Here is a 19,514-nt window from a genome sequence, read left to right as displayed (position 1 = left end):
ATTTCTAATCGTTATATGGTAGTACAATTTTAAATTCTGTTCCTTTATTCACCCTGCTTTTCACCGTAATCTCACCTTTCATAAAGTTAACCACTTCTTTACAGAAAGCCAATCCGAGGCCAACACTTCCATTTTGGTTGTACTGGTTTTGAATGCGGAAAAACTTCTTAAAGATATTATTAATTTCGGAGGAAGGAATGCCAATTCCATGATCCGTAAACCTGATCACCACACGGCCTTTGATTAACCGGGCACTGATGTGCAGCTTTTTCCGCTCTGGCGGAGAGTATTTATACGCATTTTCTGCAAGGTTATCAAAAAGGCTGCCTAAAAGCACCGGATCTGTCACAAAAGTGGTAAATCCGCTCACCTCATAGGTAAAATCAAAATCAGGATGTTTCAATCGATGTGATTCTACGGTGCTTTCAATAAAATCTTCAATGTAGATTTCATCTTGATTGAGCTGAATTGCCTTATTTTCAATTTGCGTGAAGGCTAATAATTTATTCATTAATCCATTCAGTTTATCGGCTTCTTCGTCCAGTATTTTGCCATAAAGCTTTAGTTCTCTATCGCTGAGTGAAGTGGCACTTTTAATGTTATTTCCGGCTATTTTTATAACACTGACGGGTGTTTTAAACTCATGCGTAAGGTTATTCACAAAATCGTATTGCAATTTGAACATTCGCTGATTGATATTCAGGTTCCTGTAAATTAAAAATGCAACCAGTACTACGATACCGTAAAACACGAGGATGGCGGCAGCAATGGGCAGGAAGTAACTCCGGATTTCACGGTCTACAAATGATTTTGAAGAAAGGAAATACAGTTTATAGTCTGAAAAAGCGCCTGGAAGTGTAATCTCCGTACTGAGATAAGTTTCGGAGGTATCCAAAGGATCGTAGGTGGAGGGCTGAATCTTTATGTACTGATATAAGAGCGGTCTGGAATTGATGATTTTAAGCTTATAAGGGTCCAGATGAAAGGACAGCATATCTTGCTGATATATTGGCTGTGGATCTAATTTAGCCCTCAGCATTCGCTTATACATCTTCAAATCTTCTGTTCTTGGAATGTTCAGGTAGGTGATTTTATTGGAACGTACATTGCTGAAGTTACTAAACAATTCGTCCTGACTCGCCACTTTATTGGTATCCAGACTTTCGATATAAGAGGCCAATTTCAATGCCAGGGCATTAAAATCATCACCAACAATGAAATTACGGGTATTCGCCCTGGAGAAAAGCAGAATAGAGTCTTCTGGGATGAGCGGCCCGAATTGATAAATATCTTTAGGTCCAAAGGAGAATTTACCGGTATTCAGTCCATCATTAACAGGTGTGTTTTTTACTTCAGAATCATAGAAGACCACCCTGGATACGAAAGGGTATTCCTGTAATACTGTATCTACAAAATTGGATGCAGTAGCAGAGTCCAGGTAGCCGTTATAATAGGAAACTTCCGGAAGTTTTTTCTGAAAGAAATCGTTGTAAGGCTTAATCGTTTGCTCCAGTACATTCACTTTTTCGGACACAAATTCACTTTCAATGAATTTCTTACTGAAGTTGTAAGCGAGATACAATGACAAGGTAAACAATACAGACATCAGTATGATGAAAGTAAGGATTAAGGAAAAGTTCTTACGATAGCCTGTTTTTTTCTCTGCGATCATTGATCCGAATTTACCTGTTTTTAAGGTTTATTTCTAAAAATTGTTCGAGAGCAGTATAAAACTGATGCCTGCTTTCCAAATTTTTGGTCGGAAATACAATACCTTCGTTCTCCAGATAAGTCACATTTACGTTTCTCTTCTTGAGGTTTTTCACAAATTGTAAAGTCTCTGCAGCATTCGCATTTGGGTCTTTTACATTCTGGGAGATAAATACAGGGGTATTAATCTTATCCGTCTGAAATAAAGGCGAAGCTTTGCGCATCTGATCTGCATCCGTTAAGGGGTCTCCCACAATATCATAATACATTTGCAGGCTATTCTTTAAGAAAGGCGGAATAGATTTTAAATAAGTAAATAAGTTGATCACCCCAGAATTTGAAGCAGCACAAGCATACATTCCAGGATTCAAATAAGCGCTGTTTAGTGCAATATTGCCACCAAATCCCGCACCATAGATCCCTATTCTTTTAGGATCTGCTATGTTTTTTTTGATCAGCCATTTTACACCGTCATTAATATCTTCTTGAATCTTTCCTCCCCATTGCTTAAATCCGGCGGTCATGAATTTTTTTCCATAGCCTGATGAGCCACGGTAGTTGACCTGAAATACAGCATAGCCTCTGTTGACTAAAAACTGTACTTCCGCGTTGTACCCCCATAGATTGCGCTCTACAGGCCCATCATGAGGCAATACCACTACTGGTAGGTGTTGAGGCTTCACATGAAGCGGTAGGGTCAGATAACCGTTAATAGTCAGGCTATCTCTTGATTGAAAACTAACAGGTTTCATCTCGCTCATCTCCTCCTGCTGAATTGCAGGATTAAAATCGCTCAGTTTTTTAAGTTTACGCTGGTCTGCAAAATACAGGTAATAAGATCCCGGATTTCTATCGGTAAAGGTGCGCAGTACGAATACATTTTCGGCCTGATCACGGTCTAAAATTCGAGTCTCCGTTTTGGGTAAAAGCTGATCAAGATCTTTGTAAAGTGCCTTTATGGTGTTATCCATGTAATGCTTTTCCTTTTTCCAGGTTTCATAGATCACAAAAGACAGCTGCTGTTTTTTTCTGGAATATTGTGCATCGGTGATGTTGAGTGAATCATTTCCAAAAAGAACTTTAAGCTCTTTTCCGGTATTACAATCCACTTCTACCAAGGCACTTTTATCTCTGTTCACGCTAGAAATCGCATAAATAATATTCGGCCGATCATGCTTAAAAGCAACAGGCATAAATGTGGTGGTGAAATTATTGGTCATAATGGGCTTAAAAGCCTGACCTTCCTGTGCACGATACAGCATGGTGGTATTGGCACCATCGGTACTCACTGCCAGCCTCAATTTACCTTCAGAATCCGTACGCCAGTCGGTAATATTTCCAGGATTTTTTGCCACCATCTCCATTCCGCCATTCCGTACATTTAGACGGTAAACATCAAAAACTGTAGAGTCTCTTTTATTGGAAGAAATCAACAGGTATTTATCATCGATTAGCTGATCTTCGATCACCCGCATTCTACTCTTTTCATTACTGCTCAGCTGACGCTCATTTGCACCCTCTTTATTGATAATGAAGATATCCGAACGCCGTTTTGCAGCATCCACTTCTTTATAATAAATCAGCTCATTATTGCTTAGCCAAAAGTAGAAAATAATGTTTTTATCCTCCAAACGAGTAATTTTACTGACTTTTCCAGAGGCGATATCTTCTATATAAAGGTTTAAACTCTTCCCTTCCATCTTCAAATAGGAAAGATTTAATCCATCCGGAGACACCCGATAGGTCATCCTCTCCTGTGATTTAAAAAAGTCATCCAGGGGAATGGTCCGTTCGCCTCCCTCCTTTGGCCGACAAGCAAAAGCTAGAGATATTAAAAACAGGAAAAAGTATCTTTTATATCTCATCATATTATTAATCGCTAACAAAGCTACGGAACGCAACCAGTCTATAGCAGATATACACCAATATTGTTACTGTTACATTTCCAGAGCTGATGAATATAAATACTTTTTTGGGCTATGAAAATATAAATCCGTAACATTTAAAATACCCCGAGGTATTAATCTTGTCATAAGACACGCTAAATTCGTCTTTAAATCGTTATTTTAGCTTCATGTTTTGTGAAGCCCAATGAAGAAACTCGTTTTAGTCTTTACCTTTTTCCTGTTCCAGATCTTTTGTTTTGCACAAGACCACATGGACGATGCCATGGCTTATCAATACTATCAGCAAGGGCAGTTTCAGGAGGCTTCCGTACTCTTCGAAAAGCTCTACAATAAAACCAATAATGAAACCTATTTTGAGTTATATTTTAGCAGCCTATTAAAGGTTAAGAAATTTGACGAGGCAGAGAAATTAGTCAAAAAATCGCTGAAGCAAAACCCAAAAAACCTGGTCTACAGCATTGCAGTTGGCCGATTACTTCAAGAGAAAGGACAAAACCAGGAAGCCAATAAACAATATATGGAAGCGCTCAGTAACCTCCCTGCGGATGAATTCAAAATCAGGGAAATTGCCACTCAATTTTATAACTTCCAGGCTTATGACCTTGCCATTACCACTTTCCTGCAAGGAAGGAAACTCTTAAAAAGCAATAAGCCCTTCACTTTTGAACTGCTGAGCATATATCGTTATAAAAAAGACAAACAAATGCTCATTCAGGAATACCTGGATGCCCTGCCTGAAATGCCTCAGCTCCTAACCCAGGCAGAAAGCGTTTTCTCCACGATATTCGAGGACAGCAAGGACTATCAACTCTTACAAACAGCATTGTTAAAGAAAATCCAGAAAGAACCGCAGACGGAAATCTATACCAAATTATTAATCTGGCAATACCTGCAGCAGCAGGAGTATGATATGGCCTTAAGGCAGCTGATTGCCCAGGATAAGCGAATTAAAGATGATGGCGGAATTCTATACCAGGCTGCAAACACTTTCCTCAGCAATCAGGCTTATCCAGTCGCCATCAAAGCTTATGAATACCTGGTTTCGAAGGGAAAAGAAAATGAGTATTACCTTCCTGCAAAAGTGGAGCTGATCAATACCCGATATGAGCTGCTGATTGGAGGAAAATATGAGAAGAATGCGATTACAGAACTCGCAGGAGCTTATCAGGCGATTCTTGAGGAATATGGCAAAACGCCTCAAACTATTTTTGCCCTGAAAAAATGGGTAAACCTGCAGGCTTATTACCTGAATCAGCTGGATACTGCAGAAAAAGCATTAGAAGAGGCGATTAAAATTCCAGGTTTGTCTAGCTCTGACCTTGGACAGTTAAAGCTGGATCTTGGAGACCTGTACATTCTAACTAAACAACCCTGGGAAGCTATTCTGATCTATGAACAGGTGGCCAAACAATTCGAAAACCAGGCCATTGGCAATGAAGCACGGTACCGTTCTGCCAGATTATCCTTCTATCAGGGTAATTTTGCTTATGCGAAATCACAGGCAGATATTCTTAAAGCATCCACTTCACAGCTCATTGCAAATGATGCCCTCAACCTCAGTCTGCTGATTTCCGACAATTTACAGTCGCCAGCAGATAGCAGTGCCTTAAAAATGTATGCCGATGCAGAGATGCTGCAGTTTAGAAATCTTTCCTCAAGTGCGATTGTAAAATTAGATAGCATCGATATTGCCTTTCCAAACAATAGCTTAGCCGACGATATCCTGATGGCTAAATCAAAAATATGGATCAAGAACAATGACATCAGCAATGCCATCACCGCACTGAAAATACTCGGCGAGAAACATAGCACCAGTATCTGGGCCGATGACGCCCTGTTTACGCTTGGCAATCTCTATGAAAACAATCTGAAAGATCCGGAGCAAGCTAAAGCCGTATACCAGAAGCTGATCAACGATTATCCAGGCAGTATGTACACTACCGAGGCACGCAAGCGTTTTAGGAAACTTCGCGGAGATATTATTGGTACATAGTTCCTATCTTTGCAAGATGTTAGTATACAATGTTACCTCAATAATTGAAGATGCAGCCGCAGATCGCTGGTTGCAATGGATGCAGGAATCACACATTCCAAGTGTAATGGCCACTGGAAAATTTGCCTCCTATCGTTTACTTAAAGTAGTTGACTCTCCAAATGAAGGCGTTACTTATTGCGCACAATATGCGATAGAGGACATGAGTGCCTACCAGGATTATCAGGAAAACTTTGCCCCTGCTCTGCAAGCAGAAGTGACCGCAAACTTCGAAAATCAACTGGTTGCTTTTCAAACCGTAATGGAAATCATCGATTAATCATCATATGAATATTTTAGAAACCCCTATTGCTGATCTTCTTATCATAGAGCCGAAAGTCTGGAAAGACAACCGTGGCTATTTCTATGAAAGTTTCAATGCAAAAACCCTTTCAGAAGCTGGCGTGAATGTCAACTTCGTTCAGGACAATCAATCTTTCTCTCAGAAAGGTACTTTACGTGGATTGCACGCGCAAAAAGCTCCTTTCGCACAAGGAAAGCTGGTTAGAGTAATCCAAGGGAAAGTACTGGACGTTGCAGTAGACATCAGAAAAGATTCTCCTACTTATGGACAGCATTTTACCATTGAGCTAAGTGGAGAGAACCATAGACAACTTTGGGTACCACCAGGCTTTCTACATGGCTTCTTAACACTGGAAGATCAAACAATTTTTACTTATAAAGTAAGTAATTACTACGATAAGGAATCGGAAATAGGGGTCATCTGGAATGATGCCGACTTAAACATCAAGTGGAGTAAAGACATTCCATTGGAAGATCTTTTACTTTCAGATAAAGATTTGGTGCTGCCAGGATTCAAAGACTTCAGCAGCCCGTTTTAAAAACAGCTTTAAACCGTACGATATTTAAACAGAAAGGCCGTTATGATGATCATCATAACGGCCTTTCTGTTTAGGAAAACCTATATTATTGTTTAATCAGGTTGTACAACTCATCCAATTTAGGAGAAAGTACAATTTCTATCCTTCTGTTTTTACTTCTTCCATCTGGGGTACTGTTGACCGCCAATGGCTGAAATTCTCCTTTTCCAGTAGCCGTCATTCTTACGCCTTCCACTTTAGCGATGTCAGTCAGGTATCTTACTACTGAAGTAGATCTGAGCACACTCAAATCCCAGTTGTCTTTGATCTGGCCAAGGTTGCTGATCTTTTGCGTATCGGTATGGCCCTCTACTGCAATATTAATCTCCGGCTGCTCTTTTAATACTGTTGCTAACTGCGTTAATGCCTGTTTTCCTTTCTCATCAATGATGATACTGCCGGAAGGAAACAATAACTTATCCATTAGAGAAACGTATACTTTTCCGTTCTTAATCTCTACCGTCAAGCCGCTTTTTGTAAAGCCCAATAAAGCTTCCTGCAATTTCTCTTTCAGTTGATTCGTTGCCTCGTCACGTTTACGTAGAATCTCTTCTACTTCTTTTAAACGCTGCTCACGTTTTTTAAGGTCCTGAGACAGCTTATTGATCTCTGTAGAGCTGTGATCCTTTAACTTGGCGTAGCTATTGTCAATTTCGGAATACTTTCCTCTCAAGTCATTTAATGACGCACTAAGCCCGGTGGTATCCTTTTTTAACCTGGCGATCAAATCTTCCAGATATTCATTTTTCAATTGAGATTGGTCTAAACCAGTACTCAGGGAATCTTGTTTTGCCAATAAGGCCTTATACTTCTTCGGTGATAAAACTACACAGGCACTGAATGCAGAAGCAAACAGTCCAACAAATACAAACAAAGCAATTCTTTTCATCATAATTATTGCACTACGGCATTTCTCAAAAATAATATAAACGGATATACGCCTTCAAAAGCTGTTTTCAATTGATCTACAATCCCAGGTTTTAGAAAGGCCTCATCCGATAACGGATAAACCGCCACAAAGCTTTTCAGCTTTAAGAACTCTATCTGCGGATGATCTTGCTCATATCCTTTGGGTGCATTTTTCAAAGTATCTTCTGTACTCAGCTTAAACGTACTTTTAAAACTTTTAGCATGAACAATATCTAAAAACTCCGAGGTATTATAGTCAATTTCTTCTCTTATTTTTTTCAGTACAGGTGCTTCAGGCATCCAAAAGCCTGCACCTAAAAAGCATTCCCCCGGCTGAAGGTGGAGATAATATCCAGGGCCCTGAATACCTCCTTTGATATTAAAAGAAATACCAAAGTTATTTTTATAAGGATCTTTATTTTTACTGAAGCGAACATCCCTATAAATACGCAACAAACATTTCTTTGCAGGGGTATCTATGGAAAAATCTGGATCTATTCCTGCGAGCACAGGGATCAGCTGATCTACAAAAGCCAGTACCTCTTCCTTTGCGTTTTCATATCTTGCTTTGTGTTCAGCAAACCATTCCCGATTGTTATTCCGGGCTACATCGGTGATAAAAGCGAATGTTTCAGGTTTAATCATGGTGTATCGTATGCGAGTTTGTATTTTATTTTAGGCGATAAGAAATGTAATAACATCACTCTAGAGTAGCGATAATTGAAAGGTGCTAATATTAAACAGCCCGTAAAGATGACCGTAATGTACATCCAGAAAGATTCATATTCCAGCCAACCTCCAGACAATATATAAGCAGCCACGCCTAAACTGATCATTTCGGCGCAATTCATCGCATAGCTGACATACATGGCGGCATAAAAGTAACCGGGTTCAATCTCAAATCGGAAACCACAATGACTACAATTGGTATTGGTATGCTGAATATTAAATCCATACAGACTTCCTGTAAAGATATCGCCTCTGCGACATTGAGGGCATTTACCATGCACAACTGCATACAATTTTGATGTTTTCTTCATAGAGTTCAGTAAATCGCAACAGGCGATGAGCGGGAATGGCAGGCTAAAATGTTAGGCGACTCCTTCAGTGTTTTTCTTACGGAACTTCACATACCAAAGGATGCCCATTCCAGTAATTAACAAATAGGGAATTGACAAAAGGTAAAGAATTCCTGAGTTCAGGCCATTCCCTTGTGTATTTCCATTTTTCACACTTTGTTCTGCACTCACAGTACACATGGCACATTGTGCATGAGCAACAGGAACATTAGAGATCAACAAAGTGACCATAAAAAGGAAGATAAAAACTATCTTTTTCATCCTGCAAATATAGAGAAAGAACGCTAGGAATAAGGCAATTACTATTGTAAAAAATATCACATAAAAAAAGTCGGTGAATTTAAATCCACCGACCTCAGTATCTTGTTTCTTAATGAAAGATCTAAAATTAGAAATTATAATAAGGAGAGATCATCAGATACACAATCACACCCGTTACGGCTACATATAGCCATACCGGATAAGCCCAGCGAACGATCTTTCTATGGAGCTCCACCTGCATCGTTAATCCTCTGTAAAAACTAACCAGGATTAAAGGCAATACCACTACTGCAAGGATGATATGCGTAGCTAAGATGAAGAAATAGACATACCTTGTACTGCCCACTGCTGCCAGTTCTGCTGCAGATAAGATACCGTTATGGTCAAGATCACCAAATTTGGTATCCTTTTCATACAAATGGAACAGAATATAAAATATCAAAAATATCGCCGACAAGATAAAGGTGATGATATTTGTAATTTTATGCGCTGAAATATTTCCCTTTTTAATGAAGATCAAGGATATGATCAGTAAAACTGAACAAACTGCATTGATTCCTCCAATAATATGAGGCAGTAAATAAATGAAAGCAGGTTTATTGCTGGGTGGTGGAACTAGTTTCAAAGCAATTACAACGGCTAGTACCACTGCAGTCACTATCCAAATTAGTCTTAGAAAAAACTTATCATTATTCATCTTAAATGGTATTTCGAAAGGTTTACCTTCCGTCGTTATTGTTTCTTAATTCTTCTGTGATCAATACTTTGATCTCATCATTCAACTGGGAGAGTGCTTCCTGACTACTTGCTGGGTAATAACCGCGAATGCGGCGCTGAGGATCCAGCAAGACAAACATATTACTGTATATAAATTTACGGTTTCCACTTTCGAATTCCTGATGTGCATCGATAGATAAACCTTGATTCACCAGTCTGTAAACTGCGGTACTGTCGCCGGTTAGCAAATCCCATTTCCCAGGCAGTGCGCCTAATGTCTGTGCATATTTCGCCAATAGCTCCGGAGTATCCCTTACAGGGTCTATGGTTAAACCAACAAAGTTCACCGTCTTATTGCCATTATATGTTGCTTCAAAAGCTTTCATCGCTTTATTCGCAAAACTTACTTTTCCAGGATTTTCGTTGGTATAAAATACATTTAACACCAATATCTTTCCTTCGTAGTTTTTCCAGGTGATGCTGTCCGCATTTTGATTGACCAGCTTAAAGTCGGGAACCTGGTAATAAATCGTGTCAGGAATTTGTTTCCCCTTTACAGAATGAAAGGTAGAGGCTACTTCTTTCTTACCAAAAATGGGAAGCGGTCTATACCTGTTCTTTCCTTTTTCCTGTAGTAAATAATACAAAAATCCTGGTACCGCTAAAATGGTGACCAGGATTAATATTTTTTTTATTTGTGAACTACTCATTAAACAAGGGGCATATGAAGATGCAGATATCCGCCTTCAATTAGCATTAGTGTTGTAAAATAGAAAATAAAAATAAACGATACGGTTAATGCTAATTGTAGTCCCAGCTTCTCATACTTTAAGTGCATGAAGTAAGCTACAATATAAAATGCTTTCACTAAAGTAAGCGCGATGTAGAAGAAGTTACCTACACCATGGCTCATGTAACCATGTGGCAATACCCAAAGGGCGATAAAGAATTCAATTACTGTGATCAGTAATAGAATACCAAATACCTGCCATATTTTTTTCTTGGTTAAGCCTTCGTGCTCTCCGTGTCCCTGCTCTGTGCTATGTGCGTGATCTGACATAATATTTTTTATTGAATGATTAAACTAAATAGAAGAATGTAAATACAAATACCCATACTAAATCCACAAAGTGCCAGTATAAACCAACTTTCTCTACCATTAGGTAATGTCCGCGTTTTTCGAACGTACCATTGATGGTCATAACCAAGATGATAATATTGATCAATACTCCAGTAAATACGTGAAATCCGTGGAATCCTGTGATCGTGAAGAATAGATTTGAAAACTGTAAAGCAGAAACGGTAGAAACCTCTCCGTTAAACAGGTGGTGAAGTGTTTCCATCGGAGGAATTTTACCCCATCCAAATCCTTCATGGAATAAGTGTGTCCACTCTAAAGCCTGACAGCCTAAGAACATGAAACCACCAATGATTGTAGCAACCATCCACCATACTACTTCTTTCTTAGAACGTCTGTGACCAGCTTCTACAGCCAATACCATGGTTACAGAACTCATGATCAGAATAAAAGTCATGATACCTACGAACACTAATGGCGCGCCTGTATCTACAATACCAGGGATCGATTGGAAAACCAAATCCGGATCTGGCCAGGTTAACTTAGTGAAACGCTGCGCTCCATAATAAATCAATAATGACGAGAATGTGAATGCATCAGATAGCAAGAAAAACCACATCATTAATTTACCGTACTCTACCGACCACGGCGAGCGACCTCCGCTCCAAGGAGTAGTTTTTACCTGATCTAATTGTGATAATGAATTCATTTTATAAATTGTAATAGTTTGTTAACAAATCTAACTGTTCAAAAGTAAAAAAACATACAGATATATCCATAATATATCTATAAAATGCCAAAATATAGAGGCAATTTCCATTCTATATTTCGCTCTAGGCAGTGATATCCCACCGTAAGCACCGAATATACAATTCAATATGAAACAAAGCCCACCAAAAATGTGCAATAAGTGAAATCCAGAAACGATATAAATTAAAGATATCGCTGCATTATTGTTCACTAATGTTGCTCCTGTTTGATACAAGGTGCTCCATGCGTCTACCTGAAGATAAGCAAAAACCAATGCTAATGCCATAGTTCCCCAAAGAAGAATTTTTTCCGAGCCGATATTTCCGGCCTTCAATGCTTTGGCAGCAAGAAACAGACAGATGCTGCTTCCGATTAGAATCAATGTGCTGTACATAAAGGCATCTGGAAGTACTAATCCATGTCCTTTACCTTTTGATGCTGCAAATACGATGTAAAAACTCGTAAAGCCTCCAAACATGATCGTGGAAGACACTACAAACAACCAAAGAATAAACTTCTTAGGCTTTGAGTTGACTACCTCTTCATATTTTACATCCTGCTCTTTTAACGTATGTACCATATTTAAATTATTAAGCTATAAAATCAAATAATAAAACCAACTGAACGATGGGTAGATAAAAGAAAGAGCAAAACATGACCTTCCTCGCACTGACCAAATCCAGATTCATCCACATTTTAAACGCCAGCGCTGCAAAAACCAGCCCGCCGAGGATAGATACTCCTGCAATATAATAACCACCAAAACCATAAAACGTAGGCATTAAGCTTACAGGGATTAGGATTAGTGTACTTAAAAACGTCATAAAAGCACTTGTTTTGTCCCTTTTAGTCGAAGGTAACAATCTAAATCCTGCTTTCTTATAATCGTCGTCCAATACCCAGGCAATGGCCCAGAAGTGTGGAAACTGCCAAACAAATTGAATTAAGAACAAGATCACCGCAATCTGATCAATCCTACCATGTGCTGCTACGTAACCAATTAACGGAGGTAATGCGCCAGGAATAGCACCTACAAATACCGCAATTGGACTTTTCCTTTTTAAAGGAGTGTAAGCAAAGGCATATAAAAAAATAGAAAATACGGAAAGTAAACCGGTCTCGATATTTAGTTTACCCAATAACCAGGTTCCGATCAATCCCATCACCAAACCAGAAACCAAACCCTGTCCTGTAGTCATGTGACCTGCAGGCATCGGACGGTCTTTAGTACGAGTCATTAGTTTATCCAAATCTACTTCAATCACTTCATTGAAGCAATTGGCAGCAGAAGTAACCAAAAAACCACCCACAATCAGGATCAACCAATTGGTCCAGTTGATATCCGGACTCACGCCATCTATAGGCACTTTAGAGCCAATTAAGAAAGTAACTGATGCGGAAAATACAACCAGAAAAGTTAGTCTGAATTTAATAAGCTTAGAAAAATCTGCTAAAAACTGTTTCAATTTATAAATTATTAATACTATTGATGGTAAGTCTCTGTTCTATACACCAGCAAATACAGGTAATACTGTAAAGTGAATAATGCAGTAGAAAACAGAATGTGTAATGCCTGCGCATATGGAGGCAGCGCAAAGTTAGACAATAATAAGCCCGTAACAATCTGAATAATTAAAACTATGGCAATTCCATTACCAACTAACAGCGCGGTAGCTTTACCATTCAACTTATCCTTTACGATTTTATAAATCACAACATTCAGGATCAAAACTAAAATGGCCACATCTCTGTGATACGAGAAAACCTCTCCTACTTTTCCAACCCAGCTTGCCCGATCATTGTACATCATGGCTTTTGAAATTGCATCGATCGCTTCCCTTACCTCTGTACCTAATACCACTTGAAGCGTAGTCAGGGCAACCGAAGCTAAGGTCAATATTTTCAACCAGGTAATGTTAGACATGATCACTACTTGCTGTTCATGCAGCTGTCTGGCATAATTATAAGTGTACACTAAAATTGCAAGAATCACCAATGCCAATAACATGTGCACGGTCACAATCCAAGGCATTAGGTTCGTAGAAACTACAATTGAACCCAACCAGGCCTGAAAACCAACGATGATCACATTCAGAATACTCAATATCAGTATTCTTGTAGCAGTTTTACGATAAGTAAAGGAGTAAACCAATAGCCCAACCAAGAAGAAACCAGTGATGGCCCCCATTAAACGGTTCAAATACTCCGTCCAGGTTTTAGCTACATTAAAAGTTTCAGGCTGTAAAATAGAAGCATCATGACGGATACTATCCGCTAGATGCGCCTTTCCCATCTTCTCTAATGTTTTTGCGAAACGTTCGTTTTTAGCCACACGTTCAGCAACATATTTGTCCTTATAATTAGCCGGTAACTGTGCAGCATGCGTTGGAGGAATATACTGGTCGAAACACTTTGGCCAGTCCGGACAACCCATACCGGAACCTGTACTTCGTACGATTCCTCCTGCCAGAATCAGCAATAAGGTCACGACAATGGTGAGAAGGTTAAGCTTGATAAATCTCTTTTCAGCTTTAGAAACCATGGTTGGTATTAGATTAAAAAAAACGGGGCATCTGTTGTAAGTATTTACCTACTGCAGATACCCCATTGTGTATTTAGAATACGATGTATGATCTATTTTTCTGCTACTGCAGGGTTTTTAGCTTCCCATTCTCTTTGGATACGCTCAGCTTCTGTATTACCTTCAAAATCGTGAGGCATGTTAGAAGTCATCGTTTGAGAGAAAGGAACTGTCTGAGGAATGAAATCCACATCAGAACCAGGTTTGCTATAATCATATGGCCAACGGTATACTGTTGGGATTTCTCCTGGCCAGTTACCATGTAGGTGTTCTACTGGTGTAGTCCACTCTAAAGTATTTGCTTCCCAAGGATTTTGAGGCGCTTTCTTTCCTTTAAAGATGGAGTAGAAGAAGTTCCATAAGAAAGCAACTTGTGCCAATGCACCAATAATAGCTGCCCAGGTCACAAATACGTTCACGGTTAACCATTTCTGCATGAACTCAAATTCAGTAAATGCATAGTAACGACGAGGTACACCATCAAGACCTAAGAAGTGTAATGGGAAGAATACCAGGTAAGCAGAGATGAAAGTTAACCAGAAGTGAAGGTAACCTAATTTGCTGCTCATCATTCTACCGAACATTTTAGGATACCAATGGTACACACCTGCAAGCATACCGAAGATCGCAGCAGAACCCATTACCAAGTGGAAGTGGGCAACAACGAAGTAAGTATCATGTAAGTTAATGTCCAAAGAAGCATTACCTAAGAAAATACCGGTTAAACCACCAGAGATGAAGAAAGATACCAAACCAATCGCAAATAACATTGCTGGAGTGAATCTGATGTTACCTCTCCATAATGTAGCCAGGTAGTTGAAAGTCTTTACTGCAGAAGGAACCGCAATAATCAACGTAGTGATCATAAATACCCCACCTAATAACGGGTTCATACCCGTCACAAACATGTGGTGACCCCAAACGATAAATGATAATACTGTAATACCAATCAATGAATAAATCATCGCATGGTAACCGAAAATTGGCTTTCTTGAATTTACTGAGATCACCTCTGAAGAAATACCTAATGCTGGCATGATTACGATGTAAACCTCAGGGTGACCTAAGAACCAGAATAAGTGTTGCCAAAGGATTGGGGAACCACCTTCATTAGGTAATACCTGAGTACCCATCACAATATCAGAAAGGTAGAAACTTGTACCAAAACTACGGTCAAAGATTAAAAGCACGACACCTGCCACCAATACCGGGAAGGAAAGTACACCTAAAATCGCTGTTAAGAAGAAGGCCCAGATCGTCAATGGCATTTTCCAAAGATCCATACCTTTGGTACGCATGTTTAATACAGTACTCACATAGTTGATACCACCCATTAGAGAAGAAGCAACAAACATGATCATACTGATCAACCATAAAGTCATACCTAATGCAGATCCCTTGATTGCCGTTGGTAAAGCAGATAGCGGAGGATAAATTGTCCATCCCGCACTAGCTGGACCAGTTTGGATAAAGAATGAACTCATCATAATCACACAAGCTCCAAAGAAGAACCAGTAAGATAACATGTTCAGGAATGGCGATGCCATATCCCTTGCCCCTATCTGAAGAGGAATCAATAAATTACTAAATGTACCACTCAGGCCGGCTGTCAATACAAAGAATACCATGATGGTACCATGTATCGTTACCAATGCCAGATAGAAATCCGGTTTAATTCGTCCGCCTTCTGCCCATGTTCCTAGGAACGTTTCCAGGATAGGGAAGCTTTTCTCTGGCCAGGCCAGTTGCAAACGAAACAGGATAGATAAGCCCATCGCAATAACAGCCATAATAATACCTGTTATCAGGAACTGCTTAGCGATCATTTTGTGATCCTGACTAAAGACATACTTCGTTAAGAAGGTCTCTTTGTGATGACCATGATCATCATGGCTATCGTGGTTATGTGTATCGTGTAATGATATAGTTGACATAATGTGCTATTCCAGTATTATTATTTTTTTAAAGCTAATTGATTTGTTTTAACTGCAGCAGTGTCTTTTTTAACACTATCTGCGGGTGCAACTGCAGCTGGTGCTGCTGCTACTGGCAGGTTAAACTCTTTTCTCAAATCGTCAGTTAAATAAGTTCCCTGTTTTTTAACCCATGCCTCATACTCAGCTTGCGAAACCACTCTAACTTCTTTCTGCATTTTGTAGTGACCTTCACCACAAATTTTAGCACATAAGAATAAGTAAGCAAATTTAGGATCGTTAGTTTTCACTTTCATCTCTTCAGTAGTGATGGTTGGCGTAAACTCGAAGTAAGAAGTCATACCTGGTACTGTATTCAATTGAATTCTGAAGTGAGGCATGTAGAAACTGTGCAATACATCCTTACTGGTCAAAATTAAACGAACTGGTTTGTTCACAGGAATCACCATCTCATCAGCTGTCTGATCATCTAAAGTGTTTTTGTCTTTAAAATCAATACCTAATGCGTTAATAGAGTTGATCAACTTGTAGTTTTTTACCCCAACAATACCATCAGCTCCCGGATAACGGATCGCCCATGCAAACTGAGATGAAGTAATCTCAATGTTTAATGGCTTGTTGTTTGGATCCTCAATTTTGTAGAAAATTGATCTCCAGGTTAAGAAACCCATCAACACCAACACAGTCAATACCAATGCAGGAACGATTGTCCAGATGCGCTCTAAAGCGTTGTTATGTGGATAGTAGTAAGCTTTCCTTTTTCCAGTGCTTCTATAGATATAAGCAAAAACAAATAGGATGATGTGCGTAGCGATAAATACAATCGTAGTGATGATCAACGTAATGTTGAACATCTGATCAATTTTCTTACCATGCTCGGAAGCAGCTTCTGGAAGAATCATCTTTCCATGAACTGTATATTCCCAATAAACACCATATAGGCCTACAATCAGGAACAATGCGAACAACACACCGTTTATTGTATTCCAGTTGATTCCTTTTGGTTTGTCCTGAGCCTCACGGGTCAATTCATATACCTTTAATGATTTTCCAATAATTGCTATAAATAAGCAAAGTAGTAGAAATGCCATGGTATAAAATATAACCGTTTTATAAACCGGACCCATATCAATAGGTTTGGCAACGGTCTCAGCGGCAGCGCCGGCAGCTTGTGCAAATGCGCTTGTGCTTGCAAAAACAGTAAGAATCACTGCTAGTGCCGCTATTGTTTTGTTACTTATAAATTTTCTTAAACTCATTTCCTTAAAAGTAGTAACGCTGTACTTCTATTATACTATTATTTTATATACTCTATTAAGATCACCTATTACAAGTGGTGATTCAAACTTTCCTGTAGGAAAGGATGGTTCTTTGCGATTAAAGGCTGCTTACTTAGTGCTCTTAAAACGGTAAAGGTAAACAATCCTACAAAACCTACAGCTGTTCCTATCTCAATAATACCAAAACCATGGTGTTCTTCCACCGTACCTGGCATAATCATTTGGTAATAATCAACCCAGTGACCGCACAATACGATGATACAAACCGTTAACATGATATTTTCCTGTCTCTTGTTGTCTCTGTCCATTAATAATAAAACAGGAGCTAAGAAGTTTAATACCAGGTTCAGATAGAACCAGAATTGGTAGTGATCAAATCTTTTGTAGAAATAAACCGTTTCTTCCGGCATGTTTGCATAATAGATCAACATAAATTGAGCGAACCATACATACGTCCAGAAAATAGAGAATCCGAAGATAAACTGACCTAAGTTGTGAAGGTGACTGTTGTTAACCCATTTCATGTAACCTGCTTTTTTCAACAGGATAATGATGATGGCCATCGTCGCTAAACTACTTACCCACATTGCTGCGAAGTTATACCAGCCGAACATCGTAGAGAACCAGTGTGCCTCAAGAGACATGATGGTATCAAAAGCAAAGATTGGCGTAGTAAAACCGTAGATTACTAAGAAAATACAAGAGTATTTAAAACTTTTTCTGTAAGAATCTAAACCACCTTTTAAATCTTCATTTACTGACAATTTAGCAAACCAAACTGCGAAGAAGGAATAAACACCCAAGAAGATCACCTGACGTGCCATAAAGAATGGAACGTTAAGGAAAGCCGATTTACCGTCGATTAATTTATCATAGTTAGGACTGTTCGGATCAGTTAAGCCCGGAGCATTCCAGTGATGATATAAGTTGTGTGTGTACAAACCGGCTGCCATAACTGCGATTAAGATAACAACCGCAATCGGCAAGGTTTTAGCCATCGCCTGTGGTACACGTAATATAGATGCAGACCAACCAGCCTGTGCTACAAATTGAACAGCAAGAAAGAATGCACCTGACATGCAAACACATGCGAAGTAATAAGCCATCAGTAACAAGTTAGCAAAAGTACGCTCATGAAGCGCCTCCGCCGAAAAGCCATATCCTATAGCTAGTACCCCTAGGACAATAGCGATCAGACTTAAGGTTTTTGCTTTACCTGTAAACTCAAACTGCTCAGTTAAATTATAATTGTGAGTTCCCATTTATTTGTGCTTTTCTATTGTATTTTTTGTAATTGTTGAACATACATCACTACTTTCCATCTTTCATCAGGAGATAGTTGAGAGGCATGTGAACCCATGTTATTTAAACCATACTCAATCGTATGATAAATTTTTCCTGCAGTAAGGTCTTTCATCAAACCACCGCGTGATGAAGCTGCATCACCATGGTAAGAAGGAATACCACTGACCTTATCGATTTTTACCAGGTGACCTTGTCCATCGCCTTTTTCACCATGACATGGCGAGCAGAATACGGTAAAGTAATGTTTACCTGCGATTAGATTTTGTTCTGTTTCAGGAAGCGGATTTTTCAGGTTAGCACCAGCAGCTTCATATCCTTCTTTAGTATTAGGATAATCATCGTACTTGTTGAATCCTACTGGAGTAGTATTCGCTGGCGGCGTTTGTGCCGTTGCTCCGTTCTTAAAGTTTTTGTTTGGCTGGTCCGGATTATATGCAATCGGATCATACATGTTCCTTGCATATTCTAAACCTGTACTCTGCGGATCTTTACATGCTGAAAATACAACAGCACTTGCAAGAATACAAAATGAGGCTAAAACTACTTTATTCTTATTCATAGCTGATATACTTCCTTTCATTGTGCTTAATTTCTAAAGCACCTGCATCTTTTAATAAACCATCAATTTTATTATGGTCGGCATTTTCTTTTGCATCTACAGCGATAATGAATCTATCATCTGTAGCTCTTAAGTCCATTACTCTAGGTGCTCTTCCTGGGAATAAATGCGTTGAAGCATAATAAGCCCCCACTAAACTGAATGCACAGAATAAAACTGTGACCTCAAACATAATCGGAATAAAATCCGGAAGTGCTAAAGCAGGTTTACCACCAATGTTGTGTTTCCAATCTACCACCGAGGTTAAGTAGATCAATGCGAATGCGGAAATGGTTCCGGCTACCCCACAAAAGAATGCAAGGATATCCAACCTGGATCTTTTGATCCCTAATTTAGCTTCGATGCCGTGAATAGGCATTGGTGTATAAACATCATGTATTTTAATGTTATTTGCCTGTAACTGGTCGATGCCGTGCATCATTTCGTCAGGATCACCAAAACTGCCTAAAATATATTTGATATTACTCATTG

Annotated in this window: 21 protein-coding genes; 3 read left to right on the top strand and 18 right to left on the bottom strand. The window is 39.2% G+C overall.

The features are described 5' to 3' along the window. Window positions 1-4: 4 nt before the first annotated feature. Together H9X96_RS07440 and H9X96_RS07435 are read right to left on the bottom strand one after the other, a co-directional pair. A complete protein-coding gene (locus tag H9X96_RS07440) occupies window positions 5-1,672 on the bottom strand; it encodes a sensor histidine kinase KdpD (protein ID WP_187665693.1) in 1,668 nt (555 codons plus the stop codon). A 10-nt stretch (window positions 1,673-1,682) separates the two neighbouring features. Beyond that, window positions 1,683-3,578 carry a prolyl oligopeptidase family serine peptidase gene (locus tag H9X96_RS07435; RefSeq protein ID WP_187665692.1) on the bottom strand — a complete coding sequence of 632 codons (1,896 nt, stop codon included), beginning with the start codon at window positions 3,576-3,578 and terminating at the stop codon, window positions 1,683-1,685. A 223-nt stretch (window positions 3,579-3,801) separates the two neighbouring features. Here H9X96_RS07435 and H9X96_RS07430 point away from each other — a divergent pair, with 223 nt between their 5' ends. Genes H9X96_RS07430 through rfbC form a run of 3 tightly spaced genes read left to right on the top strand, consistent with a single transcriptional unit; the run spans window position 3,802 to window position 6,491 of the window. Next, complete coding sequence (locus tag H9X96_RS07430; protein ID WP_255431038.1) at window positions 3,802-5,610, top strand: tetratricopeptide repeat protein; 1,809 nt, start codon at window positions 3,802-3,804, stop codon at window positions 5,608-5,610. A gap of 16 nt (window positions 5,611-5,626) precedes the next feature. After that, entirely contained in the window at window positions 5,627-5,929 is a 303-nt protein-coding gene (locus tag H9X96_RS07425) for a DUF4286 family protein (RefSeq protein WP_062550586.1), read from the top strand. A gap of 7 nt (window positions 5,930-5,936) precedes the next feature. Then, complete coding sequence (gene rfbC / locus H9X96_RS07420) at window positions 5,937-6,491, top strand: dTDP-4-dehydrorhamnose 3,5-epimerase (RefSeq protein ID WP_187665691.1); 555 nt, start codon at window positions 5,937-5,939, stop codon at window positions 6,489-6,491. Window positions 6,492-6,576: 85 nt separating this feature from the next. Here the strand turns inward: rfbC and H9X96_RS07415 are convergent, their stop codons facing one another. The 16 genes from H9X96_RS07415 to H9X96_RS07340 form a co-directional block, all read right to left on the bottom strand. Then, a complete protein-coding gene (locus tag H9X96_RS07415) occupies window positions 6,577-7,419 on the bottom strand; it encodes an OmpA family protein (RefSeq protein WP_187665928.1) in 843 nt (280 codons plus the stop codon). A 5-nt stretch (window positions 7,420-7,424) separates the two neighbouring features. Then, window positions 7,425-8,084 (bottom strand): DUF2461 domain-containing protein, encoded by a 660-nt coding sequence (locus tag H9X96_RS07410; RefSeq protein WP_187665690.1) that lies wholly within the window; start codon window positions 8,082-8,084, stop codon window positions 7,425-7,427. Beyond that, window positions 8,081-8,479 carry a DUF983 domain-containing protein gene (locus tag H9X96_RS07405; protein ID WP_187665689.1) on the bottom strand — a complete coding sequence of 133 codons (399 nt, stop codon included), beginning with the start codon at window positions 8,477-8,479 and terminating at the stop codon, window positions 8,081-8,083. The genes H9X96_RS07410 and H9X96_RS07405 overlap by 4 nt, the downstream gene beginning before the upstream one ends. Window positions 8,480-8,530: 51 nt before the next feature. Then, window positions 8,531-8,779: a hypothetical protein gene (locus H9X96_RS07400; RefSeq protein WP_187665688.1), complete on the bottom strand. Its 249-nt coding sequence runs from the start codon at window positions 8,777-8,779 to the stop codon at window positions 8,531-8,533. Between the two features lie 127 nt (window positions 8,780-8,906). Further along, window positions 8,907-9,476, bottom strand: coding sequence for a DUF420 domain-containing protein (locus tag H9X96_RS07395; RefSeq protein ID WP_187665687.1), 570 nt, complete (start codon window positions 9,474-9,476; stop codon window positions 8,907-8,909). Between the two features lie 22 nt (window positions 9,477-9,498). Then, window positions 9,499-10,206 carry an SCO family protein gene (locus tag H9X96_RS07390; protein ID WP_187665686.1) on the bottom strand — a complete coding sequence of 236 codons (708 nt, stop codon included), beginning with the start codon at window positions 10,204-10,206 and terminating at the stop codon, window positions 9,499-9,501. After that, window positions 10,206-10,556: a cytochrome C oxidase subunit IV family protein gene (locus tag H9X96_RS07385; RefSeq protein WP_187665685.1), complete on the bottom strand. Its 351-nt coding sequence runs from the start codon at window positions 10,554-10,556 to the stop codon at window positions 10,206-10,208. The genes H9X96_RS07390 and H9X96_RS07385 overlap by 1 nt, the downstream gene beginning before the upstream one ends. 19 nt (window positions 10,557-10,575) lie before the next feature. Further along, window positions 10,576-11,283 (bottom strand): cytochrome c oxidase subunit 3, encoded by a 708-nt coding sequence (locus tag H9X96_RS07380; protein ID WP_062550593.1) that lies wholly within the window; start codon window positions 11,281-11,283, stop codon window positions 10,576-10,578. Between the two features lie 30 nt (window positions 11,284-11,313). Next, window positions 11,314-11,904 carry a cytochrome c oxidase subunit 3 gene (locus H9X96_RS07375; protein WP_062550594.1) on the bottom strand — a complete coding sequence of 197 codons (591 nt, stop codon included), beginning with the start codon at window positions 11,902-11,904 and terminating at the stop codon, window positions 11,314-11,316. A 10-nt stretch (window positions 11,905-11,914) separates the two neighbouring features. Continuing rightward, complete coding sequence (gene cyoE / locus H9X96_RS07370; protein ID WP_187665684.1) at window positions 11,915-12,790, bottom strand: heme o synthase; 876 nt, start codon at window positions 12,788-12,790, stop codon at window positions 11,915-11,917. A 17-nt stretch (window positions 12,791-12,807) separates the two neighbouring features. After that, complete coding sequence (locus H9X96_RS07365; RefSeq protein ID WP_187665683.1) at window positions 12,808-13,866, bottom strand: heme A synthase; 1,059 nt, start codon at window positions 13,864-13,866, stop codon at window positions 12,808-12,810. Window positions 13,867-13,958: 92 nt separating this feature from the next. Next, window positions 13,959-15,839 (bottom strand): cbb3-type cytochrome c oxidase subunit I, encoded by a 1,881-nt coding sequence (locus tag H9X96_RS07360; RefSeq protein ID WP_187665682.1) that lies wholly within the window; start codon window positions 15,837-15,839, stop codon window positions 13,959-13,961. A 20-nt stretch (window positions 15,840-15,859) separates the two neighbouring features. After that, entirely contained in the window at window positions 15,860-17,098 is a 1,239-nt protein-coding gene (locus H9X96_RS07355; protein ID WP_187665681.1) for a cytochrome c oxidase subunit II, read from the bottom strand. Between the two features lie 68 nt (window positions 17,099-17,166). Continuing rightward, entirely contained in the window at window positions 17,167-18,381 is a 1,215-nt protein-coding gene (locus tag H9X96_RS07350; RefSeq protein ID WP_187665680.1) for a quinol:cytochrome C oxidoreductase, read from the bottom strand. Between the two features lie 14 nt (window positions 18,382-18,395). Beyond that, window positions 18,396-18,983, bottom strand: a complete 588-nt coding sequence (locus tag H9X96_RS07345; protein ID WP_255431036.1) for a cytochrome c — start codon at window positions 18,981-18,983, stop codon at window positions 18,396-18,398. Beyond that, window positions 18,976-19,512: a DUF3341 domain-containing protein gene (locus H9X96_RS07340; protein WP_187665678.1), complete on the bottom strand. Its 537-nt coding sequence runs from the start codon at window positions 19,510-19,512 to the stop codon at window positions 18,976-18,978. Before H9X96_RS07340 ends, H9X96_RS07345 begins: the two co-directional genes overlap by 8 nt. Between the last annotated feature and the right edge of the window lie 2 nt (window positions 19,513-19,514).

Origin of the sequence: Pedobacter sp. N36a (genome assembly GCF_014472395.1) — a bacterium.
In the GTDB taxonomy this organism is placed as follows: domain Bacteria; phylum Bacteroidota; class Bacteroidia; order Sphingobacteriales; family Sphingobacteriaceae; genus Pedobacter.
The sequence above is the reverse complement of the archived record's forward strand: the minus strand, read 5'-3'. Positions and strand labels throughout refer to the sequence as shown.